This is a genomic window from Bacteroides celer, assembly GCF_002632415.2.
GTDB lineage: Bacteria > Bacteroidota > Bacteroidia > Bacteroidales > Bacteroidaceae > Bacteroides.
In genome coordinates this window covers 5,428,574-5,445,206 of sequence record NZ_CP178209.1, presented here as the reverse complement: position 1 = coordinate 5,445,206, position 16,633 = coordinate 5,428,574, and the positions used below count along the sequence as shown (strand labels likewise).

11 protein-coding genes are annotated in these 16,633 nt (G+C 39.6%); 8 read left to right on the top strand and 3 right to left on the bottom strand.

The annotated features are described in order from the left end of the window. The first annotated feature begins 76 nt into the window (after positions 1-76). Both CJF29_RS21830 and CJF29_RS21825 read left to right on the top strand, forming a co-directional pair. A complete protein-coding gene (locus CJF29_RS21830; protein ID WP_099146317.1) occupies positions 77-544 on the top strand; it encodes a CYTH domain-containing protein in 468 nt (155 codons plus the stop codon). A gap of 59 nt (positions 545-603) precedes the next feature. Beyond that, positions 604-1,896 (top strand): MgtC/SapB family protein, encoded by a 1,293-nt coding sequence (locus CJF29_RS21825; RefSeq protein ID WP_032853303.1) that lies wholly within the window; start codon positions 604-606, stop codon positions 1,894-1,896. A 156-nt stretch (positions 1,897-2,052) separates the two neighbouring features. Here the strand turns inward: CJF29_RS21825 and CJF29_RS21820 are convergent, their stop codons facing one another. Beyond that, complete coding sequence (locus CJF29_RS21820; protein ID WP_009039757.1) at positions 2,053-3,198, bottom strand: DNA/RNA non-specific endonuclease; 1,146 nt, start codon at positions 3,196-3,198, stop codon at positions 2,053-2,055. Beyond that, positions 3,195-4,220: an endonuclease/exonuclease/phosphatase family protein gene (locus CJF29_RS21815; RefSeq protein ID WP_004299560.1), complete on the bottom strand. Its 1,026-nt coding sequence runs from the start codon at positions 4,218-4,220 to the stop codon at positions 3,195-3,197. Before CJF29_RS21815 ends, CJF29_RS21820 begins: the two co-directional genes overlap by 4 nt. Before the next feature lie 200 nt (positions 4,221-4,420). Between CJF29_RS21815 and CJF29_RS21810 the strand changes: the two genes are divergently transcribed. From CJF29_RS21810 to CJF29_RS21795, 4 genes are all read left to right on the top strand, one after another. After that, positions 4,421-6,949 (top strand): TonB-dependent receptor, encoded by a 2,529-nt coding sequence (locus CJF29_RS21810; RefSeq protein ID WP_004299561.1) that lies wholly within the window; start codon positions 4,421-4,423, stop codon positions 6,947-6,949. A 47-nt stretch (positions 6,950-6,996) separates the two neighbouring features. Then, a complete protein-coding gene (locus CJF29_RS21805; RefSeq protein ID WP_008776004.1) occupies positions 6,997-7,839 on the top strand; it encodes a DUF5689 domain-containing protein in 843 nt (280 codons plus the stop codon). A 20-nt stretch (positions 7,840-7,859) separates the two neighbouring features. Continuing rightward, a complete protein-coding gene (locus tag CJF29_RS21800) occupies positions 7,860-9,851 on the top strand; it encodes a DUF6359 domain-containing protein (RefSeq protein ID WP_099146318.1) in 1,992 nt (663 codons plus the stop codon). Positions 9,852-9,948: 97 nt separating this feature from the next. After that, positions 9,949-10,800, top strand: a complete 852-nt coding sequence (locus CJF29_RS21795; RefSeq protein WP_099146319.1) for a DNA/RNA non-specific endonuclease — start codon at positions 9,949-9,951, stop codon at positions 10,798-10,800. A gap of 47 nt (positions 10,801-10,847) precedes the next feature. Here the strand turns inward: CJF29_RS21795 and CJF29_RS21790 are convergent, their stop codons facing one another. Then, positions 10,848-12,401: an ATP-binding protein gene (locus CJF29_RS21790; protein ID WP_004322320.1), complete on the bottom strand. Its 1,554-nt coding sequence runs from the start codon at positions 12,399-12,401 to the stop codon at positions 10,848-10,850. A gap of 978 nt (positions 12,402-13,379) precedes the next feature. On the opposite strand from CJF29_RS21790, the gene CJF29_RS21785 reads away from it, so the two are divergent. After that, the gene (locus tag CJF29_RS21785) at positions 13,380-13,829 is read left to right on the top strand and encodes a hypothetical protein (RefSeq protein WP_099146320.1); all 450 of its coding nucleotides are present in this window, start codon (positions 13,380-13,382) and stop codon (positions 13,827-13,829) included. Between the two features lie 233 nt (positions 13,830-14,062). After that, positions 14,063-16,621 (top strand): outer membrane beta-barrel family protein, encoded by a 2,559-nt coding sequence (locus CJF29_RS21780; protein WP_099146321.1) that lies wholly within the window; start codon positions 14,063-14,065, stop codon positions 16,619-16,621. The last annotated feature ends 12 nt before the right edge of the window (positions 16,622-16,633 follow it).

Sequence of the window (16,633 nt, the reverse complement as noted above, 5' to 3'; positions counted from 1 at the left end):
GATAGTTGATAGATACTGACTAATAACTATCAACTATCATTTATCAACTATCAACTATTTTAATTATCTTTGTGTCATGGCACAAGAAATAGAACGTAAATTTTTGGTTACCGGTGAATTCAAATCTTTGGCTTTTGCGCAGAGTCGCATTGTACAAGGGTATATCAGTAGTGCTCGTGGGCGTACTGTTCGGGTTCGTGTTCGGGATGATAAGGGGTATTTGACGATAAAGGGAGCCTCTAATGCTTCCGGTACCAGCCGTTATGAGTGGGAAAAGGAACTGCCTTTATCAGAAGCGGAAGAATTGATGAAACTTTGCGAACCGGGGATCATTGACAAGACCCGTTATTTGGTGCGCAGTGGCAAGCATATATTTGAAGTCGACGAATTTTATGGTGAGAATGAAGGTCTTATCGTGGCTGAAGTAGAGCTTGAGTCAGAAGATGAGGTTTTTGTGAAACCCGGTTTTATTGGTGAGGAGGTAACCGGAGATATACGCTACTATAACTCACAGCTAATGAAAAAACCGTATAAAACGTGGTGAACGTTAACAAATAAACCGTATATTTGTTCTTAGTATAAAAAAGAGAGCAGTGTATGGATATGGAACAGTTATACGGTTATGTGCCGCGTGAATTGGTTACTTTTGTTTTAGTTACTTTGTTTTCATTACTAATCGGACTTTCGCAGCGTCGAATCAGTCTGAAACGTGAGGGTGAGACTACTCTTTTCGGAACCGACCGTACTTTTACTTTTATCGGTATACTGGGTTACTTGCTTTATATACTCGACCCTACGGATATGCGTTTATTTATGGGAGGCGGAGCCGTGTTGGGATTACTATTGGGATTAAACTACTATGTAAAGCAATCGCAATTTCACGTCTTTGGCGTGACTACCATTATTATAGCTCTGATTACTTATTGTATGGCGCCTATCGTAGCTACCCAACCTTCCTGGTTTTATGTCATGGTGGTCGTGACAGTGCTTCTGCTGACCGAGCTCAAACATACTTTTACGGAATTTGCGCAACGAATGAAGAATGATGAAATGATTACGTTGGCAAAGTTCCTAGCTATCAGTGGTATTATCTTGCCGATGCTTCCACATAAGAATTTGATCCCGGATGTAAATCTCACTCCTTATTCTATCTGGCTGGCAACAGTGGTGGTATCCGGTATTTCTTATCTTTCTTATTTATTAAAGCGATATGTATTCCATGAATCCGGAACATTAGTCTCCGGTATTATCGGCGGATTATATAGCAGTACGGCTACTATCTCGGTGCTTGCCCGTAAAAGCCGGAAAGCCTCGGAGCAAGAAGCCACTGATTATGTTGCTGCCATGTTATTGGCTATCAGCATGATGTTTCTGCGCTTTATGATATTGATACTTATTTTCAGTCGAGAAATCTTCTTGTCTATTTATCCGTATCTATTGACTATGGCAGTGGTGGCAGCTATTGTGGCCTGGTTTATTCATTCCCGTCAAAAGCGTTCCAACGACCAGCCTGTTGAAGAGGAAGAGGATGATAGCAGCAATCCGTTGGAATTTAAAGTTGCTTTGATTTTTGCCGTACTCTTTGTTATATTTACTTTCTTAACTCATTATACACTTGTTTATGCAGGTACAGGCGGATTGAATCTCCTTTCTTTTGTATCCGGTTTTAGTGATATCACTCCTTTCATATTAAACTTATTGCAAAATACGGGTAGCGTTGCTGCATTGATAATTACTGCTTGTAGTATGCAGGCTATCATCAGTAATATAATGGTAAACATGTTCTATGCTTTATTCTTTGCTGGGAAGGGAAGTAAACTTCGTCCTTGGATTCTGGGAGGATTTGGTGTAGTGATTGCTTGTAATCTCGTGTTGTTGCTGTTCTTCTATATTTAAAGAGGCTTTTAGGTATAAAACAACTGTTATTTGTATGGACGAGATAGATTCTTAGATTTATTTTAGAATAAAATGCTCATGTATATAATTCCATAAAAATATCCCTATCTATTTTTACTTGATATTAATAGATAGGGATATTTGTAGAAAGAGCCTTTACCAAGACCAGTCGCTCTCTTTGTAATTTGCTTCTACTGCTGTCTCGATCTCATCAGGTAGATTATGATAGAAATCAAGCCCGGTTATGGATTCTAACTCATCGATAGATTTTGCACATGCTTTAATATTTTTTGATTTGTCGCTTTTGTGCTCTATATAAAATCCAATAGCTTTGTACTGTCCATTCTTGTAAGATAAGATTGTACTGAAGTAATATTTAGGTATCTTGACACCATACGTACCTGTTTCCAGTATTGCATAATCTATGGATGTTCCTTTCACAATGTAAGTTGTATCTTGAGGATTTGACACCTTTGCCCACTCCTGTACTTTGTTCTCTATCGCATCCCAAGTACTTCCACCTTGGTTGAATCCGGTTATTAGTTGCGGACTGATATTAGAATAATAGAATGTCTGACTATTTGCTTCACGGCTATATAATCTGTCACTTGAAGCTACCATGTGTCCTCTATTATACGGTGAATAGTAGTCTTGTTTGTCAGTCCTGTATTGTGCCGGAATATTAGTATCTGGTTTATAATCGTCTTTACGATCCACATTCTTTTGAGAAGTCACATTGTCAAAAGTCAATGCTACCCAACGTACATGTTTTTTCGTACAATCGTATTCATAACTGTAAGTGACAGTCTTTTTTCCATTCTCTGTAGTTGTCCAGGTATGAAAAATGTTCATGCTTCCACCTTTCAGTTTAGGAATTTCGATTCTTCCTGCATACCCTGATGGATTAGGGTCCGGATCAGGATCAGGATTTGAACCATTGCCTGCTAATTGTTTGAGTGTGAATTTGGCCTCCTCTTTTCCGGCTGTGATTGTAATAATGACACTTCGTTCAGCTCCGGTATTTGCTTTCATATATCCACTGATAGAGCCATTTCCATTGCCGGATGTTCTACTCAATGTACACCAAGTCTCACTACTTGAAGCCTGCCATGTGCCATCAGCTTTTACACGAATGATAAATCCGCCTCCATTGGCATTGATTTGTGTTTGGTCAATAGAGGCAATTCCTTGATTGGTATTGCCTGAGTTGTCTGGAAGTTCAGGCGAATCCTGTTCACTACATGAGATTGCAGTGCTACAAGTTATGAACAGGATGAATAGTTTAAATAATGCTTTTGTCATTTCACTTCTTTAATTAGATAAATAATAGTAGGCAAGTGATCGCTATATCCGTTTAGCCATACACCACCTGCCTGTGTCCGTTTAGGATATCCTTTATATTTTCCTTCTTTTTGGAACATAAAATCACGGCTGAAGATTTCATGTTTATAGAATTTCAGTGTACTGCGGTCAGTGCCCAACAAATTTCCGGTGAATACAATTTGATCGAACAAATTCCATTTACCTTTGTACATCAGAGTTCCATATCCTTTCTTCAAAGTATCCCACCATGGATTGTACAAGTCTGTAGGACCTGCATCAACAGGTTTCCGTTTAGCTCCAAGTGCTACAGCCATACTTTTATCCATCGGGTCATCGTTCATATCCCCCATGATAACAATTTTGGCTGCGGAGTCTTCCCTTAACAGTGAATCTTTGATAGCTCTAACTTGTTCTCCTGCGCGTTCACGTGCTGGAGAAGCGGCAGCTCTCGAAGGCCAGTGATTGACGATAAAGTGCATTTTCTCATCTGCGATATTGCCGCTGGCAATCAGGAAGCCACGTGTCTTATGCACTGTATCATTGATATATACATAAGGTACGAGTTTACTATTTGTCAGTTCAAACAATTTGGGATTATAGAAGAAAGCACAGTCCACACCACGTTGATCTTCTCCTTCGTAGTGAACATATCGGTACCCTCTGTCTGCTAAAGCCGGTTGCTTCAGTATGTCTTCCAATACTCTGTAATTTTCGATTTCAGAAACGCCGATAATGGCGGGACCCATTGGCAACTTGTCGGTACTTAACAGGCTTAATATTTCCGACATGTTTTTCAGCTTAGCCTTATACTTCATCGTATTCCACTGATTAGTACCGTTAGGAAGATACTCGTAGTCATTCTTACCTTCATCGTGAATGGTATCAAACAAATTCTCCATATTGTAGAACGCTACACTGTAGAGGGCAAATTTCTTTTCCTGTCCATAGGCCATGAGGACGAAAAGAGCGAGTACACCTAAAGTCATTAAGCTTTTTTTCATCTTTGAAATTGATTTTAAAAGTGGGTAATTTGTCATTTGTATGACAAATATCTAAAAAGAAAACGAAAAACCCACCCTTACGAGTTACTTTTTTTGTAAAAAACATTGTTATTTATAAAATTCTTTGTTATTTTGCGTAACAGCTTATTTCATTTGTATTGCAAAGCGAAAGACCAATTAACATTAATATAAATTAAATTATGAAACAACGACTAGGGTTAGCGATCGTGCTATTTTGCTTAATGCCAGCACTTTTTGCTCAGCAAAAGGCAAAGCAAAACGCCCGTGAGGACAATGCTTCTTTCATGTTTACAGAATCACAATTGAATGAGGATGATGATGCAGCACAGAGCACATCTGCATTGGTCACTTCTAACAATGATGTTTATCTGTCAAATGTAGGTTATCTGTTTAGCCCAATGAGATTTCGTGTGAGGGGATATGATTCCCAGTATAGTGACATGTATATCAATGGGGTACAGTTTAATGATGCAGAAACAGGACGTTTCAGTTACGGATTAATAGGAGGATTAAACGATGCTACCCGTAATAAGGAGGGGATCGGTCCTTTTGAAATTAACAACTTTACTTTCGGAGCCATAGGGGGAGCTTCCAATATCAATTTACGTGCCAGCCAATATGCGGCCGGTTCAAAACTCACCTTATCAGGTAGTAACCGCAACTATATCTTGCGTGGAATGTATACTTATTCTACAGGTCTGATGAATAATGGATGGGCCTTTACCGGTTCATTGGGATATCGTTGGGGTAACGAGGGAAATATTGAAGGAATCAAGTACAACTCTTTTTCTTACTTCCTCGGTGCAGAGAAAGTATTCAATGATCGCCATAGTCTTTCTTTGGCAACTTGGGGAACACCTACAGAGAGAGGGCAGCAAATGGCGGCAACTGAAGAAGCCTATTATTTAGCAAACAGTCATTATTATAATCCGAACTGGGGATATCAGAATGGAGAAAAAAGAAATGCGCGTATTGTACGCCAGTTCGAGCCATCAGCCATCGCTTCATGGAATTTCACCATTGATGATAATAAGAAACTGGTGACGAGTGCCGGATTCAAATATTCCAATTATGGTAAAAGTGCTTTAGGCTGGAATGGTAATGCAGCCGATCCGCGTCCGGATTATTATAAAAAATTGCCTAGCTCTATCTTCGACGTGTGGGAATCCGTTCCTACTGCCGATGAACTGCAGCAGTTTAATGAGGTTACTGATAATTGGAAGAATAATAAAGCTTATCGTCAGTTGGATTGGGATGCTCTTTATTTTGCCAATAAACAAGCGAATGCATTAGGTAAAGAGACGCTTTATTATGTGGAAGAACGTCACGACGACCAGTTAGCTTTCAACTTAAGTTCTGTATTCAATCATCAATGGAATGAGCGCAATAGCTATGTTGCCGGAATTGCAGTGAATACAACCAAAGGTATGCATTATAAGAAAATGAAAGACTTGCTGGGTGGACAACTTTATACGGATGTCGACAAGTTCGCAGTACGTGACCATGGCGCTAGTTCCAGCATGGTGCAGAATGACCTCGATAATCCTAACCGTCGTATTGGTGAAGGTGATAAATTTGGTTATGACTATAACATCTATGTGAATAAGCAGAGCGCATGGGTACGTTATCAGGGTAATAATGGTGGATCATTAAATTATTTTGCTTCCGGTAAAATCGGATCTACACAAATGTTCCGTGATGGCTTGATGAGAAACGGACGTGCGCCATTGAAATCACTAGGTAGTAGCGGTACGGCGAAGTTCCTAGAAGGCGGTATAAAAGCTGGTCTGAATTGGGCTATCAATGGCAATCATTCCTTTACGTTGAATGCCGGATATGAAGAACGTGCACCGCTGGCTTACAATTCTTTCATCGCTCCGCGTATTAAGAACGATTTTGTGAGAGATTTGAAAACAGAGCGTATCATTGGTGGTGATTTGACTTACAACTTCAATACTCCTTGGGTGATGGGACGTTTGACGGGTTATTACACTCGTTTCCAGAATCAAGTAGAAATGGATGCTTTCTATAACGATAGCGAAGCACGTTTCACTTATCTTTCTATGAACGGTATTGAAAAGGAACATTGGGGAATAGAAGCTGCTGCTACCTTTAAATTGACAAGTGAGCTGTCATTAACAGCTATCGGTACTTGGAGCGAAGCTAAGTATACCAATAATCCGGATGCTGTGTTGACGTATGAAAGTGAGAATGAGTCAAACCTCGACCGTGTTTATGCTAAAGGTATGCGTGCCAATGGCACTCCGCTTTCTGCTTATAGTCTTGCTTTGGATTATAACGTAAAAGGTTGGTTCTTCAATTTGACAGGAAATTATTATGATCGTGTATATATCGATTTCTCAAGCTATCGTCGTCTTGGCAGTGTATTGGATAAGAATGGTGCTGGTGTAGATGCTAACGGAAATCCGGTTCTCAATGTACCGGGTCAGGAGAAACTGGATGGCGGATTTATGTTGGATGCTTCTATTGGAAAATATATCCGTTTGCGCAATGGAAAGAGCATTAGTCTCAATTTAAGTTTGACTAATATCCTGAACAATACAGATTTGCGTACAGGTGGTTTCGAACAAAACCGTGATGATAATTACAAAGACGGTGACGCACGTGTTTACAAGTTTTCCAAGAATTCTAAGTATTTCTACGCATTCCCGTTCAATGCTTTCTTGAACATTGGTTATAGATTTTAAGAATGTGTAGTTATCAATCCAAAACAAAAAGAAAGGAAGAAACAATTATGAAGAAATTACTATCTATATTATGTACCGGATTACTGCTATGTGGCGCAGGCCTCACTTCCTGTGAGAACTATGATAATCCGGTGACGGGAAATGCTTATGGCAATAACTCGATCCCGGAAGGACGTACGATTTCAATAGCGGCGTTGAAAGAGAAATACAATGATTTCATCGATACAAGCAAAGATACTTATACGACTATCGAAGGTGAAACGCGTATTGAAGGGGTAATTACCTGCGATGATGAAAGTGGAAACTTGTATAAGAAGCTCGTGGTGGCAGATGAAACAGGAGCGATCGTTATTGGTGTTAATGCAACCGGATTGTATGCATTCTGCCCGGTAGGTCAGAAAGTAGTGATTGACTGTAAGGGTTTGCAGATAGGTAGCTATCGTAAACAGGCGCAGATCGGAACTGTTTATAATAATGCAGTAGGACGTATGCCGGAATATGTATGGAAACAACATGTACGTTTGATAAACGAACCTAAGTTATACTATTCGGAATTGACACCGATTGAAATTACTACTCCTGCCGAACTTGCTGCTATAAACTTGAAAGAAGCTCCGGTATTGGTTACCTTCAAAAATGTGAAACTTACCGAAGCAGATGGAATTGCGACTTACGCTCCGGGTGATGAGGGATCGGTAAAACGTTATTTTACTTATGCCGATGGTACGGAGAGTGGAAGTAACTTATTCCTTTATACCAGCGCTTATGCTAATTTTTCAATGGAAGTGATGCCACAGGGCAGTGTAAATATTACAGGTATTTTATTGCGTTACAATAACCAATGGGAGGTTGTTGTTCGTACTTTAAACGATATCAAACGAAATAATTAATTCAATTAACACATATAATTATGAAAAAGATTCTAAATGCTTTATTCTTGACGCTGCTTACAGTGTTCACATTTAGTTCATGTAGTGATGTACCGGCTCCTTATGATATATTGGGAGAAGGTGATGTTCCGGGACTGACGGGTGATGGTACGAAAGAGAATCCATATAATATAGAAGCTGCACAACAGAAACAAGACGGTTCCATAGCTTGGGTGCAAGGATATATTGTGGGTGCTATAGAAAATTATGAAGATCCTTCTGGAAGTGCGAAATTCGGAGCACCATTTACAGCGAAAAATAATTTGTTGATAGCCGCTAGTGCAACAGAAACAAATGTAAAGAATTGTGTTTGTGTGCAATTAAGTTCTGGAACAGAGCTGTATTCGAAATTAAACCTTGCAGAAAATGCCACTAATTTGGGACATATTCTTGCTATCCAGGGTTCATTGGAAAAATTCTATGGATTTCCGGGAGTGAAGAGTACAACTGCAGCGACATTAGATGGTAAAGATGTTGGTGGAAGTGGTGAAACAGATCCGGATAATCCTCTCGGACTGGATGATTCTAATCCTGTGAATTCATTCTCTGCTACTTTCGATGATGCAGTAAATAATAACGATTATCTTTTGGCAAATTGGTATAATGTAGCTGTTATTGGTGGCAGACGTTGGCAAGGAAAAGTCTTTAATGCAGATAAATATATTCAAGCAACTTCTTACAATGCTTCAGGTAGTAGTTTTGAATGTTGGTTTGTAACCCCAGCTTTCAAGGTTGATGAAATTGCAGATAAGACAGTTTCTTTCAAGTGTGCAGTTTATAATTATGCAACAGCAGCTGCTAACTCTAATTTGGAAGTTTACTTCTTGAAATTAGTAAACGGTAAGATGGAATCTAATAAGTTGACAATTGATGGTATGCCTACAACTGATAATACGTGGGTATCATTGGAAGCTAAGTTGGATAGTTATGCAGGTCAAACAGGTTTTGTTGGATTCAAATATACCAGCACGAGTAGTACAGACGCTTTAAGTTATCGTTTGGATGATATTCAAGCAGGAAAAGGCCAAGGTGGTGGAGAGGTTCCTGAACCTGATCCGGAAGAGAATTCTGTTTTTACAGAGACCTTTGGTGCAGTTGTTGGTGCGAATACAAATGTTGCTGATTTTACGGGATGGGATAATGCTAATTTTACTTTTACAGTAGCTGATCCAAAATGTAATATTCGGGCTAAAGCACATATGACAGAAGCTAATCGTACAGAACAAACTAAAGTTAATAGTATATGGTTTCCTGCCAAATTTGATCATACGTTCACTATTTCAGGAATAGATGCATCAAAATATAGTAAATTTATTGTTAAGTATGAATTGGGAGCCAATGTGTTTAGTGCAGGAAACTCTATTGATTTGAATGTATTGAAGGTTTCACTGGATGGTGTAGAAGGTACAGCTGCAAGTAAAGTCGTAAGTAAAGACAATAATGATGCGAATGTCTTTTTCGACATGCAGGTGGAATTAAGTGTGCAAGGTACGGCAAATTCTACATTAAAATTCTCAGCGACTGGAACTGATAATACTATGGGATTACTTCTTTATAATGTTAGATTAATTGGTGTTAAAGGAGAAGGTGGAGATCCTGAACCGGGTGATGCTGATGGAACAGAAGCACATCCATATTCTGCTGCAGATGTAATAACACTTAATAGTACTCAGAAAGGTCCTTTTTATGTGAAGGCTTATATTGTTGGTGCTGCAGATGGTGCGATGAGTAAAATTCAAACATCTAATTTTAGTGTAGATACTAATATTGTAATTGCTGACAAACAAGGTGAGACAGAAGTTAGTAAACTGGTTCCTGTACAGCTGCCTTCTGGGGCTATCCGTACAGCGTGGGCATTGAAAACTAATCCAGACAAGCTTGGAAAACAGGTTATTATTCAGGCTAATTTGGAAAACTATTTTAGTACTCCTGGATTGAAATCTCCAACTAGTATTACAGAGGTGGGGAAATAAAAAATAGTTGTAAGATACAAGAAAGCTGCCCTCCACAAGAGTGGCAGCTTTTCATCTTTTAATGATTAATTATAATTTAATGTTTAGGAAGAAGGAAATGAAGTATAGAGGAATTAATGTGTGGGTAGCTTGTTTGTGTTTGCTTTTAGCTGCTTGTGATAAAGATGATAATAACGACTCCAATAATTTTGCCACCGGCATCGTAGAACTTCCTGCTCTCCGCAATGGTGCAAACGATGTGTTTGTAACACACTACACCACTTTCAATGGGCAGAAAGTAACCTCTTTCAGTATGGAATACGATAAGAGTAAGAAGCATTCCCGTTGGGTTGCTTTTCGATTCGATAATCAAACTAGACTGCAAGGGGCAACTCGTGGCGATAATTTTATTCCGGACCCTTCTCTTGATACGGAATATCAGCGTACTCAAGTAGATTTTGGGAAAAAAGGTTATGATAGAGGGCATCTTTGTGCTTCTGCCGACAGACTTTATCGACAAGAAGCTAACGACCAAACCTTTTATTACACGAATATGAGTCCGCAACGGAACAATTTTAATACAGGTGTTTGGTTGGCATTGGAAGGGCAAGTACAGTCATGGGGGCGTAGCTGTACAGCTTCAGATACCTTGTATGTAGTAAAAGGCGGAACGATTGATAAGGAAGAACAAGTCAAAGAATATATAGGTGGCGACCGTAGCAAGCCTGTTCCTAAATATTATTATATGGCTTTGTTGTTTAAAAAGGGAGATTCTTTCAAAGCAATTGCTTTCTGGATGGAACATACGGACAGCAAACCGTCAAAAACAATAAAACTTGTTGACTATGCGTTATCAATAGACGAACTGGAAGAAAAGACAGGAATCGATTTCTTCCCAAATCTGAATGATAATCTGGAAAATGCACTTGAGGCTACGTATTCAACAAAAGCGTGGCCGGGATTGGAATAAGATCACCACGTTAATAATAACAGTCTCTTTTCAAGGCGGGGTATACTTCAGGATTCTACCACCCATTTTTCGATATTACGGGTTTTCTCACTGAAGTTAATTCCTATCTTGAATAGTTTCCGTCCATCCGCTTCGAAAGGTAGCGCATAGCGTTTGTCATTAATTTGCTGCAAAGCCTCTTCTGCTGTTCCGTTTAGCTTGAATTCCATTATATAAATGAACTTCTCTGTCTGTAGCACGAGATCTATACGCCCGTCATTAGTGTGGTATTCCACCTTGGTATAGAAGCCAACCAGCTTGAAAACGATGAAAAGTACGTTCTCATAATGTAGTTCCTGCTCCCGGATTACTTCGTAAGTCGTATCGGCAAAGAAACTCTGCAGGCGGTGGAAGAAAGAATCATAATCTCCCGTTTCTACTTCACGGACGAATTTTTGAACTTCAAATGGGGATTCCACCTTATTCACATTCGCGTAAAAAGGAAGCAGAAAGCGAATGAATCCTTCTTCTACTTCACGGTTGGGGAAACCTAAACGGTATATGCCAAAACGTTCGTCATATCCTTTAATGGTGAGGTATCCGCTTTGGTAAATCACTGGAATCGGGTTGGTTGATTCGGAGTCGATGCTATTCAGTACTTGTGCATCAGTTTCTTCGTGTGCCATCCGTTCCAGATCATAATGATGCTTTTTTAGTAACTTAACCAGATAGGTAGGTGTGCCCGTTTCAAACCAATAGCTACCGAACTCTTTATATTTGAAAGCATTGAGCAGACTAAACGGATTATATATGCCGATAGAATTATGCGTAAAGTGATAACCGTCATAACAGTCTTTTAATTCTGTACAGAGCCTATCATATGTTATTCCGCGTGCATCTGCGAATTCATGAAGTTCTGTTTCCAGATTTTCGTGAATTTCCTGGTCGCTGACACCGCAGATTTCAACATAATCCTTCCGCATTGATATGTCATCCAGATTATTCAAGTCGCTGAACACGCTGACTTTGCCGAACTTGGTGACACCGGTCAAGAACGCGAACTTTATGCACCCATCCATTGTTTTAAGTGCCCCATAAAAAGGTTTTAAAGTATCCCGGAATTTCTTTTGTAGCTCTTCGTTACCGATGGCTTGCAGCATAGGTTTATCATATTCATCTACCAGAATGACTACGCGCTGTCCTGCCTGCTTGCAGGCGCGTTCAATGATGCCGGCGAAACGCAGGGAAAATGACCGTTCGGATGGCTCGGCTCCATAGAGCTTTTCCCAAGCAGTCAGCGATTTTTCGAGTATATTATCTAGGCTCTCCAGAGTGTCATATTTCTCGATATTAAGGTCCAGATGTAGTATCGGATATTTAATCCAATCCTTTTCCAACCTTTCTACAGCCAGTCCTGCAAACAGTTCTTTTTTTCCTTGAAAATAGGCTTCAAGAGTAGAGATGAGCAGACTCTTTCCGAAGCGGCGCGGGCGGCTTAAGAAATAATAACTACCGGTTTTTACCATTTGATACATCAATGCCGTTTTATCAATATAGAAATAACCGTCATTACGAATCTTTTCGAAATTCTGTATACCAATGGGATAAATTTTAGTGCTCATATACTCCGGTTTTATAAATCAATTACACAAAGGTAATAAATTTCCGGGTACTTCATAGCTTTTAAAAAAAGGAAAGTATAAGTATAGTTGCTTTTAACTGAATGAGGTGTAGAAAACAGTACGTACTGTTTGTGCAGAAACGAGTTAAACGGTACGCTAATGAATGGGTCAAGGGTGAGGGATGGTGAGGGTAGATTTATAACCTTTTATTTTATTATTTTCTATACTATCTCCTTTTTTATCTATAAAAAAAAATACGAAAGTTATAAATCTACCCTCACCATCCCTCACCTTTGACCCATATCTTATAATAAAAAGATAACGGGGAATCTTAAAAACTCAATCGTCTTTTTCAGATTTATCACAACGTTTTCAGAATACTCCATTATTTTATTCAAAACAGTCTGGAATGAATCAAATTTCAGGGATATGGCTGTCCTGAACCAAATCTCCCAGGAATTACAATTGGGCCGGTTTGCTGAATATACATAACTTCTAGCATTTATTCCCATATTTCCACCACATTAAAAAAATATGTATATCTTTGTCGTACGCTTTCTGCTCATCAGCGTGATGAAACTAGTAGAAGGCGCTATATATTACTTAATTGAGTATATGTGTATTATCTCTCTCTTCCTAAAATTAGCAACTTTTGTACGGAGAGATGATTCGACAGATACTCCACGTTAACGACTGTATATCAACATATCCGGTAAAGATGTGTTATATATAAACGATTGACGTGGGTGTCTGTTGTTATCATTGTCTAGTACAAGGGTATTGCTAGCCTTAGGAGGTAGATAATGGTGCAACAGCATCCACGTCTTTTTTGTGTCCGGTCGGTTATGATTACCCCAAAAAGTCTAACCTAAACAATTTCCCGTCCGCCCGAAATACAGAAAACGTGAATGCCCGTTGCTCCATATAAACAAAATAATATTCAATCTTTATTGTGGAACACATTAAAACAAAAGCATTATGCCAAAATGGATTAGCGTAGAAGAAGCGGCGGCCAAGTATGGAATCAACAAAGAAGTAATCTGGCTTTGGGCGGATATGAAAAGATTCCCGATGTCGTATGAGAAAGGTATCACCACTGTTGATGAAGAAAGCCTTATCGGGTTCCTGCATCAGAATAAGGATCGAGTTACAGCCGAGTATATCGATACATTGGAAGACCTATGTATTGGAAAAGCAAATATCTGTAACTTATATGCTGAAATTATTGGCTGTCAAGACAAGGAACTCTTGTATCAAAGGGAGCAAATAGCTCGAATGAAAGAGATACAAACAGCTATGAAAAGGCAAAACAGCCGGCTCCGGGATTGTGAGAAAGTGTTCACGAAATATGAAGAGAACTTTAGTACCTGCTGGATTGGAAGAATCTGCGCTCACTTAAGGCGGCTGATACGGTTGATGCGACGGTAAATACCATTCTATCTCATTTTAAACCCTGAATAGATATATTTAAAGAAATCCCTAAACAGAAATGTTTAAAAATACTAGAAATATACTGTAGTAAGATTTTTTATCCATTCGTTTTATATTCTTAACTCCGAAAAATTCGTAAGTGTAGATAAACCAACTACTTTTGGCTCTCGAATTTGCAGCATTTTTGAATGTCTTGCGTCTAATAAACATAAACTAATATATTTCTAGTCATGAAACACAGACTGTTACTACTAATTCTATTCGTATTCGCTACCTCCGTGGCGGGGTGGGCACAAAAATCCACGGCTCCTTCTTATACAGTCAAAGGAGTACTTATTGATTCTTTAACACAAGAGGGAGAACCGTATGCTACCATCAAAATAGCAAAGAAAAATGCTCCGGATAAAGCAGTCAAGATGGCGGTGACTGGGGCGAATGGTAAATTTCAGGAGAAACTGAATGTCGCTGCGGGTAATTACATCATCACTATTTCTTCGATTGGTAAAGCGCCGATAGTAAAGGAATTTACTTTAAAACCGTCCGTGAAGGAGGTTGACTTGGGCACAATGATTTCTTCAGAAGCCAATAACGTATTGAAAGGAGTGGAGGTAATTGCACAAAAACCTTTGGTAAAGGTAGATGTGGATAAGATTGAATATAATATTGAAGATGACCCGGACTCAAAATCGAACAGTATATTGGAGATGCTTCGGAAAGTGCCTTTGGTAACGGTGGATGGAGAAGACAATGTACAGGTGAACGGCAGTAGCAGTTTCAAGATACATGTGAATGGAAAGCCCAATAATATGATGAGCAATAATCCGAAGGAAGTACTGAAAAGTATGCCGGCAAACACAATCAAATATATTGAGGTGATCACTTCACCGGGAGCTAAATATGATGCGGAAGGTATCGGAGGTATTCTGAATATCGTCACAGTGGGTACCGGATTTGAAGGATATACGGCTACTTTCAGAGGAAATGCCAGCAATAATGGGGTAGGTGCCGGCACTTATGCAATGGTAAAACAGGGCAAACTGACGGTTTCTGCCAATTACAACTATAATTATAATAATAGTCCGCGCAGCTATTCCGACAGTTACCGGGAGAATTATGAACCTGATAAAGAGAATGAAAAGTTCTTGGAGTCGGAAAGCAGTTCCAAATCGAAGGGTAATTTCCAATATGGCAATTTGGAAGCCAGTTACGAGATTGATACGTTGAGGTTGCTGACCGTGGCTTTCGGAATGTACGGTAGCAGTGACAAAAGTAACAGTGGCGGAAATACGATTATGCACGGAGCTGACCGACAGGATTTTGCGTACCGTTATAGGACCGACAATCATGGAAAAGGGTCATGGTATTCTATCAACGGAAATATAGACTATCAGCGTACTTCCCGAAAGAATAAAGAACGAATGATTACGCTTTCTTATAAAATCAATTCCCAACCCCAAACGAATGATTCATATAATACTTATCTGGATATCGAGCCTGATGAGAATAAACTGGATATCATCAAAGAACTGTCATTGAAGAATTTCCATTCGGACGGAAAGACGAATACGATGGAACAAACCTTCCAGGTGGACTATACTACTCCGATTGGAAAGTTGCATACACTTGAAACCGGTGCTAAATATATTTTCCGGCGCAACTCCAGTGATAATCGGTTTTATGACACCGAAGGGGAAAGTGAAAACTATGCATATAATGAGAAACGCAGTAGCGAGTACCGCCATCTGAATCATATCATTTCCGCTTATGCCGGATATACGCTGAAATACAAGGATTTTACTTTCAAACCGGGACTTCGTTATGAGCAAACCATACAGGAAGTGAAGTATCTGGTCGGTGCAGGCGAGAATTTTAACTCGAACTTTAGCGATCTGGTTCCTTCCGTCTCTTTGGGAATAAAACTAGGCAAGACGCAAAACCTCCGCGGTGGATATAATATGCGTATCTGGCGTCCGGGCATTTGGAACTTGAATCCTTATTTCGATAATCAGGATCCGATGTTTATCAATCAGGGAAATCCGAACCTGAAAAGTGAAAAGAGCCATTCGTTTGATTTGTCTTACAGCAGTTTTACGGCCAAGTTCAACATCAACCTCTCTTTGCGCCATTCTTTCAATAACAATGGAATTGAAAGAGTCAGTCGCTTAATAACCGATAAAGACGGAGAAATATTTGAAGGTGGTCATAAAGCTCCTTATGGTGCTTTGTATAGCACGTATGATAATATTGGTAAAAGCCGGGAAACAGGATTGAATTTTTATTTGAACTGGAATGCTTCTCCCAAAACGAGGATTTATATCAATGGGCGTGGAAATTACAGTGATTTGCGGAGTCCTGCTCAAGAGTTGCATAATTATGGATGGAATGCTTCTGCGTATGGAGGAATTCAGCAGACTTTACCGGGAAAAGTCCGTTTGAGCTTGAACGGAGGTGGAAGTACACCGCGTATCAGTTTGCAGGGGAGAGGTTCGGGATACAATTATTATAGCTTGGGATTGAGCCGTTCTTTCCTGAAAGAGGAACGTCTTTCTTTGAATATTTATTGTAGCAATATCGTAGAGAAATACAGAACTTACAATAATCACACGGAAGGAGTTAACTTTATCTCGAAAAGTTCGAGCAAGTATCCAAGCCGGTATTTTGGCTTTAGCGTCAGCTATCGGATTGGAGAGTTGAAAGCCAGTGTGAAGAAAGCTGCACGCAGCATCGACAATGATGATGTGAAAGGTGGCGGAGGAGGTGGAAACACTGGTGGCGGAGGTGGTCAGTAGACCACTTCCACG

Bases quoted from the DNA above. Each gene is read 5' to 3' on its own strand.
- CJF29_RS21830 (WP_099146317.1), top strand. From the start codon at position 77: ATGGCACAAGAAATAGAACGTAAATTTTTGGTTACCGGTGAATTCAAA.
- CJF29_RS21790 (WP_004322320.1), bottom strand. From the start codon at position 12,401: ATGAGCACTAAAATTTATCCCATTGGTATACAGAATTTCGAAAAGATT.
- CJF29_RS21820 (WP_009039757.1), bottom strand. From the start codon at position 3,198: ATGACAAAAGCATTATTTAAACTATTCATCCTGTTCATAACTTGTAGC.
- CJF29_RS21805 (WP_008776004.1), top strand. From the start codon at position 6,997: ATGAAGAAATTACTATCTATATTATGTACCGGATTACTGCTATGTGGC.
- CJF29_RS21815 (WP_004299560.1), bottom strand. From the start codon at position 4,220: ATGAAAAAAAGCTTAATGACTTTAGGTGTACTCGCTCTTTTCGTCCTC.
- CJF29_RS21810 (WP_004299561.1), top strand. From the start codon at position 4,421: ATGAAACAACGACTAGGGTTAGCGATCGTGCTATTTTGCTTAATGCCA.
- CJF29_RS21795 (WP_099146319.1), top strand. From the start codon at position 9,949: ATGAAGTATAGAGGAATTAATGTGTGGGTAGCTTGTTTGTGTTTGCTT.
- CJF29_RS21825 (WP_032853303.1), top strand. From the start codon at position 604: ATGGAACAGTTATACGGTTATGTGCCGCGTGAATTGGTTACTTTTGTT.
- CJF29_RS21785 (WP_099146320.1), top strand. From the start codon at position 13,380: ATGCCAAAATGGATTAGCGTAGAAGAAGCGGCGGCCAAGTATGGAATC.
- CJF29_RS21780 (WP_099146321.1), top strand. From the start codon at position 14,063: ATGAAACACAGACTGTTACTACTAATTCTATTCGTATTCGCTACCTCC.
- CJF29_RS21800 (WP_099146318.1), top strand. From the start codon at position 7,860: ATGAAAAAGATTCTAAATGCTTTATTCTTGACGCTGCTTACAGTGTTC.